The 19,021-nt window shown below is 40.6% G+C and carries 18 protein-coding genes; 8 read left to right on the forward strand and 10 right to left on the reverse strand.

Annotated features, from left to right (window positions below):
• Positions 1-1,599 carry an RNA repair transcriptional activator RtcR gene (rtcR, locus tag F896_RS08670; RefSeq protein ID WP_016163918.1) on the reverse strand — a complete coding sequence of 533 codons (1,599 nt, stop codon included), beginning with the start codon at positions 1,597-1,599 and terminating at the stop codon, positions 1-3.
• A 67-nt stretch (positions 1,600-1,666) separates the two neighbouring features.
• Here rtcR and F896_RS08665 point away from each other — a divergent pair, with 67 nt between their 5' ends.
• Entirely contained in the window at positions 1,667-2,635 is a 969-nt protein-coding gene (locus tag F896_RS08665; RefSeq protein ID WP_032882239.1) for a ribonuclease Z, read from the forward strand.
• Positions 2,636-2,656: 21 nt separating this feature from the next.
• Here F896_RS08665 and F896_RS08660 read toward each other — a convergent pair whose 3' ends face one another.
• A complete protein-coding gene (locus F896_RS08660) occupies positions 2,657-2,947 on the reverse strand; it encodes a hypothetical protein (protein WP_016163920.1) in 291 nt (96 codons plus the stop codon).
• A 535-nt stretch (positions 2,948-3,482) separates the two neighbouring features.
• On the opposite strand from F896_RS08660, the gene F896_RS08655 reads away from it, so the two are divergent.
• The 4 genes from F896_RS08655 (at position 3,483) to rtcA (ending at position 6,925) form a co-directional block, all read left to right on the forward strand.
• Positions 3,483-4,751, forward strand: coding sequence for an RtcB family protein (locus F896_RS08655; RefSeq protein ID WP_016163921.1), 1,269 nt, complete (start codon positions 3,483-3,485; stop codon positions 4,749-4,751).
• Positions 4,752-4,753: 2 nt separating this feature from the next.
• Entirely contained in the window at positions 4,754-5,137 is a 384-nt protein-coding gene (locus F896_RS08650) for a DUF7684 family protein (RefSeq protein ID WP_032882241.1), read from the forward strand.
• A gap of 12 nt (positions 5,138-5,149) precedes the next feature.
• On the forward strand, positions 5,150-5,608 hold the full coding sequence (locus tag F896_RS08645; protein ID WP_016163923.1) for a DIP1984 family protein: 459 nt from the start codon (positions 5,150-5,152) through the stop codon (positions 5,606-5,608).
• Between the two features lie 258 nt (positions 5,609-5,866).
• Positions 5,867-6,925, forward strand: a complete 1,059-nt coding sequence (rtcA, locus tag F896_RS08640) for an RNA 3'-terminal phosphate cyclase (protein WP_016163924.1) — start codon at positions 5,867-5,869, stop codon at positions 6,923-6,925.
• Positions 6,926-7,077: 152 nt separating this feature from the next.
• Here the strand turns inward: rtcA and F896_RS08635 are convergent, their stop codons facing one another.
• The 4 genes from F896_RS08635 to pheA all read right to left on the reverse strand — a co-directional run bounded on the left by F896_RS08635 (position 7,078) and on the right by pheA (position 12,814).
• On the reverse strand, positions 7,078-8,538 hold the full coding sequence (locus tag F896_RS08635; RefSeq protein WP_016163925.1) for an aminoacyl-histidine dipeptidase: 1,461 nt from the start codon (positions 8,536-8,538) through the stop codon (positions 7,078-7,080).
• Between the two features lie 101 nt (positions 8,539-8,639).
• Entirely contained in the window at positions 8,640-9,023 is a 384-nt protein-coding gene (locus F896_RS08630) for a hypothetical protein (RefSeq protein ID WP_004653914.1), read from the reverse strand.
• A gap of 289 nt (positions 9,024-9,312) precedes the next feature.
• Positions 9,313-11,562: a bifunctional prephenate dehydrogenase/3-phosphoshikimate 1-carboxyvinyltransferase gene (locus F896_RS08625; protein ID WP_016163926.1), complete on the reverse strand. Its 2,250-nt coding sequence runs from the start codon at positions 11,560-11,562 to the stop codon at positions 9,313-9,315.
• 142 nt (positions 11,563-11,704) lie between these two features.
• Entirely contained in the window at positions 11,705-12,814 is a 1,110-nt protein-coding gene (gene pheA, locus F896_RS08620; RefSeq protein WP_004653917.1) for a prephenate dehydratase, read from the reverse strand.
• 191 nt (positions 12,815-13,005) lie between these two features.
• Here pheA and F896_RS08615 point away from each other — a divergent pair, with 191 nt between their 5' ends.
• Positions 13,006-13,941, forward strand: a complete 936-nt coding sequence (locus F896_RS08615) for an alpha/beta hydrolase (protein ID WP_016163927.1) — start codon at positions 13,006-13,008, stop codon at positions 13,939-13,941.
• A 116-nt stretch (positions 13,942-14,057) separates the two neighbouring features.
• Positions 14,058-14,672, forward strand: coding sequence for a hypothetical protein (locus F896_RS08610; RefSeq protein ID WP_016163928.1), 615 nt, complete (start codon positions 14,058-14,060; stop codon positions 14,670-14,672).
• 64 nt (positions 14,673-14,736) lie between these two features.
• Here the strand turns inward: F896_RS08610 and F896_RS08605 are convergent, their stop codons facing one another.
• A complete protein-coding gene (locus F896_RS08605; protein WP_016163929.1) occupies positions 14,737-15,882 on the reverse strand; it encodes an acyl-CoA dehydrogenase family protein in 1,146 nt (381 codons plus the stop codon).
• A 247-nt stretch (positions 15,883-16,129) separates the two neighbouring features.
• Between F896_RS08605 and F896_RS08600 the strand changes: the two genes are divergently transcribed.
• The gene (locus F896_RS08600; RefSeq protein WP_016163930.1) at positions 16,130-17,125 is read left to right on the forward strand and encodes a glycosyl transferase family protein; all 996 of its coding nucleotides are present in this window, start codon (positions 16,130-16,132) and stop codon (positions 17,123-17,125) included.
• Positions 17,126-17,161: 36 nt separating this feature from the next.
• Here F896_RS08600 and F896_RS0119895 read toward each other — a convergent pair whose 3' ends face one another.
• The 3 genes from F896_RS0119895 to F896_RS08590 all read right to left on the reverse strand — a co-directional run bounded on the left by F896_RS0119895 (position 17,162) and on the right by F896_RS08590 (position 18,811).
• A complete protein-coding gene (locus tag F896_RS0119895) occupies positions 17,162-17,569 on the reverse strand; it encodes a hypothetical protein (RefSeq protein WP_032882401.1) in 408 nt (135 codons plus the stop codon).
• A gap of 64 nt (positions 17,570-17,633) precedes the next feature.
• A complete protein-coding gene (locus F896_RS08595) occupies positions 17,634-17,906 on the reverse strand; it encodes a YeaC family protein (protein WP_005187866.1) in 273 nt (90 codons plus the stop codon).
• Positions 17,903-18,811 (reverse strand): NAD(+) kinase, encoded by a 909-nt coding sequence (locus tag F896_RS08590; RefSeq protein ID WP_032882402.1) that lies wholly within the window; start codon positions 18,809-18,811, stop codon positions 17,903-17,905. The genes F896_RS08595 and F896_RS08590 overlap by 4 nt, the downstream gene beginning before the upstream one ends.
• Positions 18,812-19,021 lie beyond the last annotated feature (210 nt).

The following is a 19,021-nucleotide window of genomic DNA, read 5'->3' on the forward strand; positions in this document are numbered from 1 at the left end:
CTAAAAGTCACTCCAACTTAAGCCAAACCGAGCCAAATACTTTTTGACTCGGTCACTGTCATTGGTGGTATTGCGCTGCTGGCGTGAAGCAGCAAACAGTTGGCGTCCAGCATCCGCCATCGACTTGGCATTTTCACAGACTTGCAGCACGCCACGCAGTTGAATCTGATCAAACTCATCGATCTCGCTCAACTGTGTTTGATCTAAATATTTGAGCAAAATATCTACGTTTTTAGATTGGTTTTGTATAGTTTGAATCGACCATAACTGCTTTAAACGCTGAATCTCCTTTTCCACCGTTTCTGAACGGATCAACTCACCACTGGATAACGTCGCTAACCGCGTCACACTAGCGGTTAAATCACGGAAATTCCCCTGCCATGATGCTTCTTTAGACTTCGCGAATTTCAAATACACATCAAGTGCATCACGCTGAAAACGTAATTGCCGTTGCTGATTTGCCGCAAAGCGTTGCAACTCAAATTCAATATTCGGGGCAATATCTTCAATTCGATCTTTGAGATTAGGCAAAAAGAAAGTCCATGTATTCAATCGTGCCCATAAGTCTTTACGAAAACGGCCAGCTTGCACTTCGGTTCTTAGATCTCTATTTGTCCCTGCAATCAGTTGAAAATCGGCCTGAACCTCTTTGTCACTTCCGACAGGGAAAAAGGATTTATCCTCAAGCGCTTTAAGCAACATCGCTTGCTCATCTAGTCCAAGCTCCCCAATTTCATCCAAAAACAGAATACCCTGATCAGCACTTTTCAATAATCCTGTCCGTGAAGCCGCTGCACCTGTAAATGCTCCCTTGATATGCCCAAACAAACTCGACATGGCACTGTCACCACGAAGCGTCGCACAGTTCACATCAATAAAACGCCCACTTAGATGAAACTTATCTTTCTTTAATTGAAAAATTTGTTTGGCTAAATGCGATTTACCTACACCTGTTGCGCCCATAATCAAAATCGGTGCACTGGAACGCGTTGCCACCAACTCAACTTCAGTGATCAGTTGATTAAATTCGGGGTTATAAGTTGAAATATTGGCTTTTAGTTGCTGCCAGTTTTGTTGTTGTTCATCTTCAAAACGCTGCTTGAGAACATCATAGCGAGACAAATCCAGATCAATGATACGATATTCACCTTCTGGTGTTTTTTGTTGATTGGGTGCACTTTGAATCAGCTTGGCAGGCAAATAATTGGCATCGACTAATAGATACCAACAGATTTGACCAACGTGTGTGCCTGTAGTGATATGCAAAAGATAGTTATTTTTTTCAGTATCAAAGGTGTAACTTTTTACAAAGTCATATAGCGCACCATAGACCTCGGCAAAATCCCAAGGATCACGGATACTCACTCGATAACCCGACACGGCAGTCGATGGCGACACATTTTGAGCATCTTCAGCAATAAATTTGACTAAATTATGATGTTGTCGATCATGCAATAGCACTAGCTCATCTACAATCAGATCTTCATGCATCAGAAGACTTAAGGTCGGACGCCAGCGTTGCCATCGGTCAGGACGCTTTCCTTGATCTAAAGTAGAGCCTACAAAGCCAATTACGACAGTTTTCTTTGCATTCAGCATAATTTCTATAATATTTTATATATGTCTATCATATACAATACGCAATTCGATGAAAAATTCCAACAATATGCTCCATTTTACTTTTTTAGGCACATCTTCTGGTGTACCCACACTCACACGCAACGTTTCTGCCCTAGCAATCCGCAATAGCAAGAATAAAGACTGGATATTGGTCGATGCTGGTGAAGGCACACAGCATCGCATTCAACAAGCCAAACTCTCATTACAAAGCCTAGTTGCGATCTGCATTACTCATGTACATGGTGATCATTGTTATGGATTGGTCGGCTTATTGGCCAGTGCAGGCATGAATGCACGCACTGCGCCTTTAACCATTATCGCCCCCAAAGAAATTCAAAAATGGATTGAAGTTACAGCGCAACTGACCGATTTACATTTGCCTTACTCTCTCAACTTTATCGATGTAGATGTAAATGAAGCCACTCAAATACATCAAATAACAGATGAACTTTCGATTCAAGCCCATCCACTAAGTCATCGTGTACCAAGTTTTGCATTTAGTATTATTGCGCAATACACTCAAAAAAAATTAGATACACAGGCCTTAATTCAACTCGGCGTACCAAAAGGCAAAGCTTGGGGTGATTTACAGCAAAACTTGGATATCCAGTTTAATGGGCAAGCCTTGAAAGCAGCTGATTTTATTCAGACTCACACACATCGCGTTCACGCCATTGTCGGTGGTGATAATGATCGTCCCGAGTTGTTGGCACAAGCTTGTCAAGATGCTCAACTCTTGATTCATGAAAGCACCTACACCCAAGCCATTCTAGATAAAGTGGGTTCAGGCCCAATGCATAGTTCCGCAAAGATAGTTGCAGAATTTGCTCAACAACAAGGTCTAAGCAACCTGATCTTGACGCACTTTAGTCCACGCCATCAAGATAATGCTGGACAACAAGCGATTGCAGAAGAAGTTAGAAAGTTCTATCAAGGCAACTTTTACTTAGCTCATGATTTTGATCAGTTTATACTGGATGCCATAGGACAACTGAGTAAAGTAAACCTCAAATAAGACCAGTTTACAGCATTCTCATTAAGGAATATCCGGCGAAAAGAAATCAAATATTCTTCTTAATAGGCGGAACGGCAATCTAATGATCCAATAAACAGCCTCAACAGACATGTCGATTAAATCAAACCAATACCAAGCATCATTTCCACGATCATGATTTTCTCGTTTTGGTTTCACCCAATAAGCAAATACAAAACAAACCAAACTTAGTGCAAGAAAGAGAAGATTAAAATTTTCCAATAAGAACTGTACAAGACAAAACACCCCTGCGATAAATAAAATAATCGTGAGTAGATAACGAAAAAGATCCATGAGATTTAGCAATTTATTTATGTTTTGTTATGCTTATAACATGCCCTTAGACAAAGACACACTCACATCCAGATTAAACAACAGATATTCGTCTGGAAAATATCAAATAGCTATTCCATCTATCTTCTAGATCAACAAAATACAAATAAGAAAAGACGAAGCTTGGTATCAAATAGAAATCACTGTTTCTCACTTAAATCATGCACCCAACAATACTTTATGACGACAAATTGCAAAACGAGCTACAGTTTGCTCGGAAAAGCAAAAATATGACAATCTCAAAGATATCTTTTGAGATATTTTTATATCCAATTAAATATGCATTTCTTGTAAAAAGAAAACCAATACATCTTAATCAAATATAATTTAAATATTATTTTTATTAATTATCAATATATTAACATCACATGGAGTTGAATTTTAAAAAGTTGGCACACTCACTGCAATAGTAGTTAAGTACACAACTTCATTGGGATCTTGTGAATATCACCTGCCTGCAAACGCTTGGCAGGCAGGCTTTGAAAGGAAAATGAAAATGTCTGTCGTTGAACAAATCAACCAACAAGCTCAATTTGAACAAGAACAGCAACAACGTGCTTATCAAGTTTTAAAAAATGAAACGAGTATGCCAGTAAAAATGTGGACCAATGGTGTGCTTGTTGACGACAACTCAAAACAACAATTGCTGCAAACTGCCCAAATGCCGTTTATTTATAAATGGATGGCTGTGATGCCAGATGTTCACTTTGGCTTAGGTGCAACCATCGGAAGCGTGATTCCAACCAAAGGGGCGATTATCCCAGCTGCAGTCGGTGTCGATATTGGGTGTGGAATGATGGCCACCCGTACCAGCTTAACCGCTTCTGATTTACCAGATAACCTATATGCTTTACGTACTGAACTGGAACGCTTAATTCCACATGGAATGACCAAACGTGGACGAGATAAAGGTTCTTGGGAAACACCACCTGAAATGGTAGATCAAGCTTGGGCAGACTTAGTTGCAGATTTTGAGTTAATCTGTGCAAAGCACCCTCGCCTAAAAAACACCAACAACCGAAAACAGCTAGGAACATTGGGTACAGGAAATCACTTTGTAGAAGTCTGCTTAGATGAACACGATCACGTTTGGATTATGTTGCACTCAGGTTCACGCGGTGTGGGTAATGCCATCGGTAATCATTTTATCGAGCTAGCACGTAAAGATATGCAGAAGCACTTTATTAACTTACCCAACAAAGATTTAGCGTATTTAGTTGAAGGAACAGAACATTTTGATGATTACTGGTTTGCTGTGGGTTGGGCACAACGCTTTGCCATGAAAAATCGTGAAATCATGATGCAGTCTGCGATTAAAGCTTTAGCAATGATTATTCCAAAACCATTTAATGCAAAATTGGAAGCGGTGAATTGCCACCATAACTATGTGGAAAAGGAAGAACATTACGGCGAAGAAGTGATGGTCACTCGTAAAGGTGCTGTACGCGCACGTTTAGGAGAGTATGGAATTATCCCAGGTTCAATGGGAGCCAAGTCTTTTATCGTTCGTGGTCTTGGAAATCAGGAATCATTCTGTTCATGTTCGCATGGCGCAGGCCGCGTGATGAGCCGTGCTGAGGCAAAACGTCGATTCACTGTGGAAGATCAGATTGCTCAGACTGAAGGTGTGGAATGCCGTAAAGATGCTGCTGTGATTGATGAAATTCCATCAGCTTATAAACCGATTGAAGATGTGATGAAAGCACAACAGGATTTGGTTGAAGTGGTTTATACATTAAGACAAGTAGTTTGTGTTAAGGGTTAATCATGAAAAAGGATTGTTTATATATTCGAAGCTGTAGAATCAGAGCAAATGAGGAAGCTCATCTCATGCTCCCTGAGCAACCCTATTTCATCATCTTGGTTGTGAATGCTGAACAAATCCTACCTGAATGGCGTAATTGGATTTGTGAGCAGATTGTCTATTCAAAACGATGCATTCAAGCAATGGTGACAGGACATGAGTGCTCTATTTGGGATGATATCCTAGATGAAACCTATCTAGGTTTTTATAACTATCAACCACCAGTCATTCATTGCTTCATGACAACTTGGCATGAAAATGAAACTTTAGAAGATATTACCGAATTCGCAAAATTTAGTATGCAATTGGAAGATGTTTCAGACTTAGTCATTATACATATTGAATAAAAGGTAAATAAAATGAAACTCGCAGAAGCACTTTTACTTCGAAGCGATCAACAAAAAAAGCTCGCTTCATTAAAACAACGGATCAACGCCAATGTATTGGTACAAGATGGCGATGAACCGAGTGAAGATCCAAATGAACTGATCAAACAGATATTTGCTTTAACCCAAGAAAGCAATCAGTTGATTTGTCGTATTCATTTGACCAATGCGCAAGCCAAGTTGGAAGATGGAAAAATATTGCTATCCCTATTAAGCTTGCGTGATAGTTATGCTGAACAGCACAAGATTCTCATTGATGCGATTGCCAACACACATCGTGAACCTGATCGTTATAGCTCACGTGAGATTAAATGGAAGAAGGTTATCCCTGTTTCTAGCTTGCAAAAACAAGCCGATGATATCAGCGCGAAACTACGCGATTTAAATATTAAAATTCAGGCTGCCAATTGGCAGATTGATTTAGTCGAATAGACAATAGATTTTGTGAATCTAGTTCACAATCACAGTTTGGACATACTGGGCGAGTACAAGATCCTGCGTTACTCCGATCTGAGGGATTGAAAATAATTCAGGCGGCTATAGCAGCATGTGAGCCGTGCATCAATCTTCACCGCTTAGGCTCAGCACCATGTACCTAGTAAACCTTTGCAAAAAGCAAAGTCACGCGTTACTTCGCATTACCATGTACTGACAGTATGTTCATTTAATTAGAAAATAAGGAAAATAGAAGTGAATAAGGCTTTGGCAAATATGCCAGCAACCATTCAGATTGATGGTTCACAAGGTGAAGGTGGTGGACAAATTTTAAGAACCGCCCTTGCCCTTTCGATGATTACAGGTCAAGCATTTGAATTAATCAACATTCGTGCTGGACGGAAAAAACCTGGTTTAATGCGTCAGCATTTGGTTTGTGTACAGGCATCTCAACAGATTAGCCAAGCGTATGTAGAAGGTGCTGAGCTTCATAGCCAACGTCTGTACTTTGCACCGCAACATGTACAAAGTGGAAAATACCAATTCCAGATTGGTTCGGCAGGAAGCACAACACTGGTTTTACAAACCCTATTGCCTGCTTTGTTATTGCAAAATGAAGCCAGTGATCTCACGATTTCTGGGGGTACTCATAATCCACTCGCCCCAACAGCAGATTTTATCGAGCATTGCTTTTTGCCAGCATTAGAAAAACTTGGAATAAAAGTCGAGTTTAAGTTAAACAAAGCAGGCTTCTTCCCGATTGGTGCTGGTGAAATTCAAATTACGATTCAGCCGTGGCAACATCGAAACAAACTAAATTTATTAGATCGTAGTACCTTGCAAAGCACTGAGGCTTTTGCAGCAGTATTAAACCTTTCCGAGGAAGCGCAAATCGCACAGCGGGAATTAGCGACTTTAAATAAAAGACTGAATTTAGATACTCAACAGCAATTCTATTTAAATGGGATCAGTCAAGGCAATACGATGTATGTCAAAGTTGCATACACGCATCACATTCAGCTATTTACCGCTTTAGGTGAAATGCGCAAAAGTGCAGAACAAATTGCCAATCATTTGGCTGAACAGGTGAAGCAATATATTAATTCTCAAGCCGTGGTGGATGAATATTTAGCAGATCAATTGCTATTACCTTTAGCACTAGGCCAAGGCGGTGAGTTCACCGCACAATGTATTAGCGAACATACCCGTACTCAGGCCGCCATGATTGAAAAATTTATTGATTGTGAGATTGAGTTTATCGAACTAGATAGAAATTTGTTTCAGGTCAAAGTAAATCTTGATAACAAAGCTTAAAGTTTTATTATTTTGTTTTTTTCTATCACAGTATTAAGTATCAGTGTAGGCGACATGGATGCCGCCCTGTTAGACTGCGGTAGCAAGGACGTAGCGTCAGTCTAACAAAACCATCTTCCTAAAACTTTTGATTACTGAATCTTTAACAGAAATTATTCGATAGATTCTAGTGCCGTCACCAATAACTTCCAACATTTCTCGACAGTATCGACTTTAACCCGTTCACCCGGTGCATGTGCGCCCTGAATATCAGGGCCAAACGATACCATCTGTAAATCAGGATAATGCTCCGCAATAATGCCGCATTCCAAGCCCGCATGAATCACTTTCAAGTTTGGCTCAATCTTAAATGCAGATTGATAAGCTTGTTGTAAACATTTCAATGCAGCCGAATCTGGATTTGGTGTCCAACCTGATACTAACGGCGTCAATGCAGATTGAATCTGGAAATTGGCAAAATGCTGTTGAATATTTTGTGCAAATGTCACTGCTTCTTGGTTCACCATCGAACGAACCATAATTAAAGTTTTGGCTTCATCTTTCGTCAATTTGACCACACCAATATTATTCGAAGTCTCAACCACATCGGGTAAAGCACTACTCCACTGTGCTATGCCGTATGGACACGTTGCCAATGCCTGCAACCAAGCTTGTTGCTGCTGCAATGTCATAACTTCATTTATCGGGTTGGCATTTTGCTGTACGCTGATCTGTAACTGATCATCAACACCCTGTAGCTTTTGTTGCCATTCAGTTTGTATTACAGCAACGGCTTTTTCTAACACCAGTAATTGTTCTGCTTGAATCGCAATAGTTGCCACAGCCTCACGTGGGATGGCATTTCGTGCCGATCCACCAACAAACTCAACCAGTCGACCATTGGATGATGCTAAATAATCATTGAGGAAATTAGCTAGAATGACATTGGCATTACCACGACCTAAATGAATATCAACCCCTGAATGTCCCCCTTTTAAACCTGACAGCAACAGATCAACATAAATCAAATTTGCAGGTGCTGATTCATATTCAGGTGATTGCTGTACTTCCAGATCAATACTTCCAGCACAACCTAAATACAGTTCACCCCATTCTTCGGTATCAATATTAAATAACCACTGTCCAGTTAACACACCTGACTCGAGTAAACGAGCACCGCTCATTCCTGCTTCTTCATCAATGGTTAGCAGAACTTCAATCGGTCCGTGCGCGATATCGCTGGATTCTAATACAGCAAGCGCAAGTGCAACTCCAATGCCATTATCAGCACCCAAGGTAGTATTTTCAGCAATCAGCCAGCCGTCTTTTAATACAGGTTGAATTGGATCTTTAAAAAAGTCATGTTGCGTACCACGATTTGCCTGAGTCACCATATCTAAGTGTCCCTGCAAAATCACACCTGCAACGTGCTCTCTACCCGCTGAAGCGGCTTTTCGAATAATTAAATTACCAATGTCATCAACATAGGTTTCCAAATTGCGCTGTTCCGCCCAATCTTTTAAATGTTGTCTGAGTTGTTGTTCATGCTTGGATGGTCGAGGAATCGTACATAAGGTCTCAAAATGTTGCCAAACTGCTTGGGGTGATAATTTAGAAAAATCGACCTGTATCATGCACCTATACTCTCAAATAAAGCGTTTAAACCAATATACACCATACATCTAAACGGTGGTGCTTAAATCACTTCAATTAAGAATCTATACGCAAAATTGACTTAGCTTTTCCACACAAACTGAGAAAAACTATGTTCTGCTTTTAAGCTATTTTCAACAGCCTGAGCCAATTGGCGAATAATGCTTTGTGTCTCGATACGTTCAAACCAAGCTTGTTCTTGCTGTGGATTGGCTGAGATTTCACAGAGAATATGTCCTTCTGTATCTTGCTGTGAGCATAATATTGAAAGTGGCAATTGGTGATTGTCGATACGCACTTCAATTTTTTCATGCTCATGACGAATATGCTGTGCATCAAAGCCATATTGTTCTAATTGTTTATACAGCAATGCAGCCACATACTCTTGCGTGATATAGCATTCATTCGGTGGATGATCAACCACCCCATGTTTTGGGCAATCTGCTATAAATTGCAACGTTTTCATGCTATTCCCTCTATTTTTATGTTTTAACTCTGGATCGCAGAGTAAATCCGACGCGAACGGTAAGAATTATTATATATACAATTGTCTTTAATAGATTAGCTGATTGTCTTAGTTCTATAGCTAAATTGATAAATTTAGACCCGATTAGATATGTACATCTACAAACTCAGCATTTTTATTATTTAAGCGTTTTAGCCTTATATTTAGCCAATTGTTTTTATAAATATGCTTATAAAAAAAGCAGCATTTAACAGATTAACTCAGCTAAACACTGCCTTTCCAGATCAGCTTATGGATTCATAACCTGCAAATCCAAACCTGCAGTATTTGCAAGCTCGGTGAAGGTTGGGAAACTTGTCGCCACAGTTTCTGTACCATGAATGGTGATGTTACCTGAAGTACGTAAACCAGCCATACTGAAACTCATGGCAATACGGTGGTCATGGTGTGATTCAATTTCACCACCAGTGAAAATCGCTGACCAATCACCAGACTTTCCTTTACCTTCAATGATGATGCCATCTTCGGTTGGAGTACAGTCGATCCCCATGATCTTCAAACCATCTGCCATCACTTGAATACGGTCAGATTCTTTAACTCGTAGCTCAGCAGCACCAGTTAAAACCGTTTGGCCTTCTGCACATGCAGCAGCAATGAATAATGCAGGGAATTCATCGATCGCTAATGGTACTTGGTCTTCAGGCATATGAATACCTTTCAGCGTTCTAGAACCTTTGATATGAATATCTGCAATGGGTTCACCACCTGCAATACGTTCATTTTCTACAGTTAGATCAGCACCCATTTGCTTCAAAATTTCGATCACGCCTGTACGCGTTGGATTGATTCCAACCGCTTCAAGAATGACATCAGCGCCTTCTGTAATAGCCGCGCCGACCATAAAGAATGCAGCAGATGAAATATCAGAAGGTACTTGAATATCAGTACCGACTAACTTGCCACCACCGATAAGCGAGATTTTATTGCCTTCGGTTTTTACGTCATAACCAAAGGCACGTAGCATACGCTCAGTATGATCACGGGTTGGTTCTGGTTCAGTCACTGAAGTTTCACCAGCCGCCCATAAACCAGCCAATAAAATGCCTGATTTCACTTGCGCAGACGCCATTGGCAAGTCATATTGAATGCCTTTTAATGCTTGGCTACCTGTAATACTGACTGGTGGCGTACCTTTCTCACCTGTGGTTTGGATGAGTGCACCCATTTCACGAAGTGGCTTGGCAATACGCTCCATTGGACGTTTAGACAATGACGCATCACCCGTCATCACCGAATCAAACTTCTGCGCAGACAACATGCCAGATAGCAAACGCATACTGGTGCCTGAGTTACCCATATACAAAGCGCTTGCTGGCGCTTTTAAGCCTTGCATACCTACACCATGAATAGTGACTTCACCATTCTTAGGTCCTTCGATGCTCACACCCATATCACGGAAAGCCTGTAAAGTTGCGAGTGCATCTTCACCTTCCAGAAAGCCAGTCACATGTGTTGTGCCTTCTGCAATCGCACCAAACATGATTGAGCGATGTGACACAGATTTGTCACCCGGTACGGTGAATTTACCTGTAAACGTTTTCTTTCCCGGTAAAATGGTAAATTGCTGTGTCACCTTGTTTTTCTCCATCAAAGGTTTTTTGGCCAACATATGGTTAAAGTGCTGACGTGCTGCTTGAGCATGCCCGAGCAGTCCCATCAACGCTTGCGAATCTTCCTGTGCAATCAATTTCTTTAAAACTGACAATTGCTGTTCAAAGCCATCAACAGCATTAAGAATTGCGGTTTTATTGGCAAAGAAAATATCATGCCACATCTGTGGATCACTGGCAGCAATACGCGAGAAGTCACGAAAACCTCCTGCAGCATAGCGGAAAATATCTAAATTATCTTCACGATTTGCCAGTTGTTCCACCAGATTGAATGCCATCAAATGTGGTAAATGACTAGTATGTGCCAACACTTCATCGTGTTTGGTGACATCCATGCAAATCACTTCTGCTTTTGCTGCAGACCAAAGTTGAATCAGTTTTTCAACTGCCCAATCGGCACTGGTCGGAAGTGGTGTCAAAATCACTTTATGATTGACGAATAAATCAACCTTACCTGCATGTACGCCTGTATGCTCTGCACCAGCAATTGGATGGCCTGGTACAAAACCAATAGGTAAATTTTCACCAAATACAGCTTTAGCAGCTTCAACCACATTGCCTTTGGTACTACCCACGTCGGTAATAATGGCATTGTCTGCAAGATAAGGTTTGATCTGTTCAAGCACTTTTTGTGTCGCACGAACGGGTAATGCTAAAACAATTAAATCTGCATCCTGAACTGCTTCTTCAGGCGTTGCATAACCGTGTTGAATAAGACCGAGTGCCTTAGCATCTTCTAATGTTTTTTTTGAACGTGTTGAAGCCACAATTTGAGCTGCAAGTTGTTCTGCCACAATCACACGAGCAAGACTCGACCCAATCAGTCCAAGCCCAATAAATGCAACTTTCTTAAATAATGGTTGAGACATAAAACATATTTGCCTATGTAAAAATCTCCCCTGAGAAGCACCCCGCTTCGTAAGCTCTTTAAAAAGAGGGGGAACTCCTCCCTTTTTTAAAGGTCTTGCGCAGTTATACTGCTCAGGAGGGATTCAAAATACAATAACTAGATTATAAAACAGCGATTGGATACGAACCGAGAACACGCAACTCTTTCACCATTGGACGAATTTCTTCCAATGCCGCTGCAACATTTTCCTGACCAATATGTCCTTCTAAATCGATAAAGAACACATAAGCCCATTTCTCAGGCAATGCTGGACGTGTTTCAATACTGGTCAAGCTGATTTGATGCTTGGCAAACGGCGCAAGAATTTCCAGTAAAGCACCGGCACGATCATGCGCAGAGATCAATAAAGAGGTTTTATCATTGCCACTTTGAGGAATCTTCTCACGCCCAATCACAAGGAAACGTGTGGTATTTTCAGGATTATCTTCGATATTGCTATGTAAAATCTCAAGATTATACATGCTTGCCGCAATATCAGATGCAATTGCTGCTGAATGCCATTCGTTGCGAATACGGCGTGCTGCCTCCGCATTTGAGTTTAGCGCGACACGCTCTACCCCAGGATAATGTGCATCTAACCACTTACGGCATTGTGCCAAAGTTTGCTGATGCGCATAAATCTGTTTGATGCTGTCTTTGCGCGTATTTTCCGATACAAGGAATTGGTGATGAATACGTAACTCCACTTCACCAATTACATTAACAGTCGATGATTTAAAGCAATCCAGCGTATGATTGACGATACCTTCAGATGAGTTCTCCACTGGAACAACACCATAATGTGCACTGCTCGCTTCAACTTCACGGAAGACTTCATCAATGGTTGGCAATGGACGTACAACAGCATCTTTACCAAAATGCTTTAGCACAGCCGAATGGGTATAAGTCCCTTCAGGTCCAAGGAATGCAATGCTTTGTGGTGCTTCAAGTGCCAAACATGCTGACATGATTTCACGGAACAAACGTGCCATGGTCGCATCAGACAAAGGTCCCTGATTACGCTCCATGACTTTACGCAGCACTTGAGCTTCACGTTCTGGGCGATAAAACAGCGGATTCTCTTCGGATGCAAATTTCGCTTTGGCTACAGCTTCTGCAAGCGTCGCACGGCGGTTGAGTAACTCTTGGATTTGTTGATCAACACTATCAATATCGTTACGAATTTGTTCTAAATTAAGTGAATTCGATGTGTTTTGTCCATCGTTTACCATTGAATGCAGCCTCAGCAAAATCATCTATAAGAATGGATTACAATTCATCTGTGAATTGATTATCCGAGCTAGTATAACAACACTTTAAGCTATTAAACACGCTGAGTTTTAACTCTTTTTATTACCAAACTTTATTGATAATGATTTTCATTATATATTGCTAGCAAAATTTCAATGCTTGCGAATAAATTATGTTTAAACCACTTGGTATTTTGACTTTTTCTCTGCTCATGGCAACACCATTGGCTATGGCTCAACCGACGACCTCGAGTTCAAATAAAGCGCCTCTTAAATCACAAACTAATATTCAACAAAGCTTTGTTATAGCATCCAAATATACCAAACATGATTATCTGATTCAGATCTCTGTACCTGCTGGTGAAGCTCCAAAGCAAGGTTTTCCAGTTCTGTATGTATTGGATGGTAATGCCGCATTTGATAGTGCTGCCAATATTGCTAAGTCGGTGGGTGGTGGTGCCAATCGTTTGGGGTTGAGTCCGGTCGCAATTGTCGCCATTGGCTATCCACAACAAAACAGTTTTGATGTAGAAAAGCGTGCTTTAGACTACACCCCAAAAGCATCGGCTGAATTTCAAAAACAAGCCAAGTACACTTATGGTGGCGCAGACCAATTCATTCAATTTATAGAAAAGGAGCTAAAGCCTGCCATTCAAACCAAAATTAAAGTTAATCCACTGCAACAGAGCTTATTTGGACATTCCTTTGGCGGACTTTTTGTTTTACACACTTTCTTTAGCCAACCACAAATGTTCCAACGTTATATTGCAGCCAGCCCTTCACTTTGGTTTGATAATTATGCGTTGCTCAATCGGCAGGCAGATTGGTTAAAAAATCAAAATAAAACTCAAGATATCATGCTCATGACCACAGTAGGTACACACGAACATGTTCGTAGCCCAACGCCTGATGCTGAATCCTTGCAGAAGCAGAACAACTTTTATCAAAACTTTAATCAGCAACGTTCAAAGCATTTCTTATTCTGGAATTACCGACATCCAGCAGAACAACATCTGACCAATATGTATGCTAGTTTACCAAAAGCGATTATGTTGGCAGGTTGCCAACCTCAAAGTTGTTTAAATCTATTTGATGAACCAACACAATAATGTCCTGAATAAGCCTAGCTAAATTTAAGCGGGCTATTCGTTCCGCTTAAATTTGGGCCTTTCAATAGAATAGATTGGCTATACTGTGAGAAGATGTCATAACAACAGTAAATACAATGAATAAGATTTTCGGTTTAGGTTTACTGAGTCTAATCAGTATCGTTTTAACGGCATGTGGTGGCTGTCCTATGATTGCAGGTTGCAATGGCACCGATCGCTCGCCTTACTTTATCACCCCTGTGAGTAATCAAGTTCGGGGAATACCTTTACCCCCTCAAACCAAATTGACGTATCAATCACAGCACTTTAAACAAGAATTTCAGCAAACCCATGCCTTAAAAGAACAGAACCTAACAGGTATCTCCCTTCCTGAAAATACCGCAATCCTATGGGGAGGCATGCCGGTTGAGAGGTTTATTCAATTTTCTAATCCGAAAATGACAGGCTTTAGCGTCTATCCTGCAATAGGCTTTAAATCAGAACAATCGAATGCTTTCTTAAATTTATGGAAAAGTTGTGAGAGTGATTTAGACATCAACTTAAAGAACCCTAATGATTGGTCATTTAATCCATCTAACATGCAAATACGAGGCTGTGGGATTAATATTCAACAACGCAGTGAATATACAGATGATGAACTGCGTCAAAATCAAGCTGATGAGTTTCTTAGGAAGATCAATCAAGCCTTACAGAAATTACCTAAACAACAAAATTATCCAGTTCTTCATTAATCTAGCAATTATTGAAAACAAAACAGCCTGCACGAAAGCAGGCTGTTTGATTACATAATACGAATTAAGCTTTACCGATAATGCCACGTGCCACAATTTCTTTCATGATTTCGTTGGTACCGCCGTAAATACGCTGAATACGCGCATCGACAAAGAAGCGTGAAATTGGATATTCAGTCATATAGCCATAGCCGCCGAATAATTGCAGCAAGTTATCAGCCACTTTCATTTGCATATCGCTACTGAAGCTCTTCAATGCTGCAGCAGTCTCTACATCCAATTTGCCTTCATTGTATAAAGCCACGTTTTGATTATAGAAAGCTGCTGTTGCCAACTCGTCAATCTTGGCTTGTGCCAATACAAAACGTGTATTTTGGAATTGTGAAATTGCCTGACCAAAGGCTTGGCGTTCTTTTACATATTGCGTGGTAATATCAATCGCACCACGAATTGCACCCAACGCCGTTGAAGCAATCGCAGTACGTTCACGCGGAAGCTCCTGCATCAAGTAAGCAAAACCTTGCCCTGCTTGACCCAATAATTGATCTTTCGGCACTTTGACATTATCAAAGAATAGTTCTGAAGTATCTTGTGAGTGCAAACCAATTTTGTCGAGGTTAGTGCCCTTTTTAAAGCCCTCTAAATGCGTGTCAACTAACATAAGTGACACACCTTTGGCACGTGCTTGTGGGTCAGTTTTTACTGCCAAAACCACAAGATCCGCATGCTGACCATTTGAAATAAAGGTTTTTGAACCGTTTAACAGATAATGATCATCTTGCAGGATGGCACTGGTACGCATTGCTTGTAAGTCTGAGCCAGCACCCGGTTCAGTCATACCAATGGCACCGACCACTTCGCCTGACACCATTTTTGGCAACCAGTACTGTTTTTGTTCTTCTGTCGCAATGTGCTGGATATATGGCGCAGCAATTTCAGAGTGACATGAAATCGCGGTTGATAATGCGCAATAGCCTGCACGTGCAGACTCTTCAACCAGCATCAATGAATAATGCGTTGGTACACCATAACCACCATATTCTTCGGGAACATCGACACATAAGAATCCATTTTCACCCAATGCGTTCCATACTGAACGCGGCATGATCCCTTCACGCTCCCATTGATCATAATGTGGTGCAATCTGCTCGCTCATAAAGCGTTTAAAGTTATCCCGGAAGAGTTCCAAATCTGAATCGTAAGCTAACATCATTATTTCCTTTCGCTTTCATTGTTCTTAAAAATTCGTTCGCAGTCATGCTAATAACTTTTAGATGGGATGTCATGTCCCGTTTACATCAAATCACTAGACTGATTCGGTCAATAATTTTGTTTGCATCGCCGATCTTTAGATCACGGTTGTTTATCGATTAAACAGCTTATTGGTTTTTTTATGCTACACCGCCCAGTTTTATGTCATATTCATTTTATTCTTTGTGACAACCTTCAATACGACCATGAACACAAAACGTAATATCTATAAAACCGCGGAACATCCATTTGCTCAGTATGTTCGTATTTTAGGTAAGGGCAAAACAGGTTCCCGTTCGCTCAGTTATGAAGAAGCCTATCAAGCCTTTAGCATGATTTTAAAAGATGAAGTCTTGGATGTGCAGTTGGGTGCATTCTTAATGCTACTCCGTGTTAAAGAAGAATCTGTCGATGAACTGGCAGGATTTGTCCAAGCTTCGCGTGATCAACTCAACTTTCAACCGCTTGATGTCGATCTTGACTGGTCCTCTTATGCAGGCAAGCGTAAGCACTATCCGTGGTTCTTATTGGCAGCACTGACTTTAGCACATCATGGTTACAAGATTGTGATGCATGGTGCATCGGGTCATACCATTAACCGTGTCTATACTGAACAAGTTTTACAATATTTAGGCTATTCGATTTGTCAAAATCAACAGGATGTCCGTGAGCAACTGGAACAACACAATTTTGCTTATCTACCGCTTGAAGTGATTTCACCAATTTTAAGTGAGTTGATCTCGCTACGAAATGTGATGGGGTTACGTTCTCCAATCCACACCTTGGCACGCTTGATTAATCCATTTAATGCCAAAGCGACCTTACAAGCGATTTTCCATCCAGCTTATCGTACTTCACATCAACAGACCGCATTCCGTTTGGGTTATCAGAACAGTGCAGTGATTAAAGGTGAAGGTGGTGAGTTTGAACGTAATCCTGATGCCAAAACTTTGATTTGCGGGATTCAAAATGGTGAGTTGTACGAACACGAACTACCAAAGTTAACGCCGGACCGTAGCCCAATTGAAGAAGAGCTAGATCTAGCTGTGTTTAAAGCAGTTTGGCTAGGTGAACAGGCGCATGAATATGGTGAAATGGCAGTCATTGAAACCATGGGAATCGCGTTATATACCATGGGTGTAGTCAATAGCTATGATGAAGCAATGGATAAAGCCAAAGCGCTTTGGCAGAGCCGTTTCTAATATCAAATAGACCAAGGCTATCAAATGGCCTTGGTTTTAAGGTTCAATATAATAAAAATCTGGCCAAAACGGATATTCCTGACCTGACGAATGGATATTTCTTAGCTTCAGGTGATCACCTATTTTGATTGTAATCTTGTTAGGATCGTAAGGACCCGAAAGATAAGCATCTCGTTGCTGACCTATAAGTGTCTTACAATATGCATGATGCACTTTGATCTTTTGGGAGCTTCGTATTGTTTTCGACTCCAGCACCTGAATCCCAATCAATAACATGGGATAACCATCGTTCTTTATACTTGTATATTCAGTTTGGGGAGAAGTGTATTTCTGGCTAGCAATAACCTTCACCTTGAGTAAACATTCAATGGGTTGTTTGGTAAATGCAGCACCACTAAACAATATAAGAAATAATAGTGCGTAAACAGGTTTTAAACGTTTCATAAGATTCTTTATTATATTTAGATAAACATAAAAAAAAGCCCAGTAATCACTGGGCTTTTTAAGTTTAAACAAAACGAATCGGCTTAAATTCAGGCTCATGTTTGTGATGATCATCATCACATTCCTCACCCTCATCTTTAGTACCACGATCGATATAACCGCTACGCTGTTCTTTTGGTAAATGTTCCATTTCCCATGCATACACCGCTTGCATACAAATTTCACGCTGTTCTTTGGTTAATGCAATACCGTTTGGCCATTTACCAATTTCAACAGCAGTACGAAGACGCTCAACAATTTCAGGATTTAAAATAGCGAGCATTTGTTCAATATTCATGAGTCATCCTGTTGAAAAGATTCAAAATCTTGATTCCACCCCAATTTGGTACGACATGCCATATAGAAGTCATAACCGGGTGGATGTAATAAGCTTAGTTTAAACGGATGTTTGCGAATATGCACAGTGTCACCTACATTTAATGCAACACTATGTTGTCCATCGGCACTGACCATCGGCAAAACACGGTTTTCCCGAATCGTAATCTTCACCTCACTTTGCCCACCGACGACGATTGGTCGTGATGACAAAGTATGTGGATGCATTGGAACCAGTGCAATCGCATCCATACTCGGATGCAAGATTGGCCCACCGCCTGAAAGTGAATATGCAGTTGAACCTGTTGGCGTTGAAACAATCAAGCCGTCACTATGCTGACGATAGACATATTGCCCATCAATATTCAGTTCAAAATCGATCATATGAACCGATTTGCCCGAATGCAGCACCACATCATTCAATGCAATTGCATCATAAATCGTTTCACCGTTGGTTCTGACTTCCATTTCCAATAAGAAACGGCGATCTAGCTGAAATTGACCTTGTAGCACCTGATCAAGTTTAAAAATAGCTTCGGCAGGCTTAATGTCAGTTAAAAAACCCAATCGACCACGGTTAATACCGATCACTGGCGTGTTATGTCGTACTAAGGCACGTGCGGCATGGAGCAATGAACCATCACCGCCAACCACAATCACTAAATCAACGACTTCGCCCAATAAATTTCGGCTTACCGTCTGCCCATGACCATAAGGCACTAATTTCGCTGTTTCCTGATCAAAAACTGGGTTTAAACCTAAAGTGATCAAATGATCATGAATTAAACATAACGTTTCTACTACAGAATACTTGTCTGGTCGTCCAATTAGACCAATATTTCGAAAGGATTTATGTGAAATTTGCACGAATAATTCAGCTCCGTCGCGATTACTGACTATCATATCATTAACAACCAATGTTGCGTTGATGATTGATTAAAAAGTATAAAAATGTCTATCCGTTGTTTTTTTATACGTTTAATGTCAACGCATTCTTAAAGTTTTTATTGCATGTTGCTATTTATTCACAGTTTTATGATTGCAAAATGACAATAAGCTATCGCATCATTACCGACA

This window comes from Acinetobacter genomosp. 15BJ (assembly GCF_000400715.1).
Lineage (GTDB): Bacteria > Pseudomonadota > Gammaproteobacteria > Pseudomonadales > Moraxellaceae > Acinetobacter.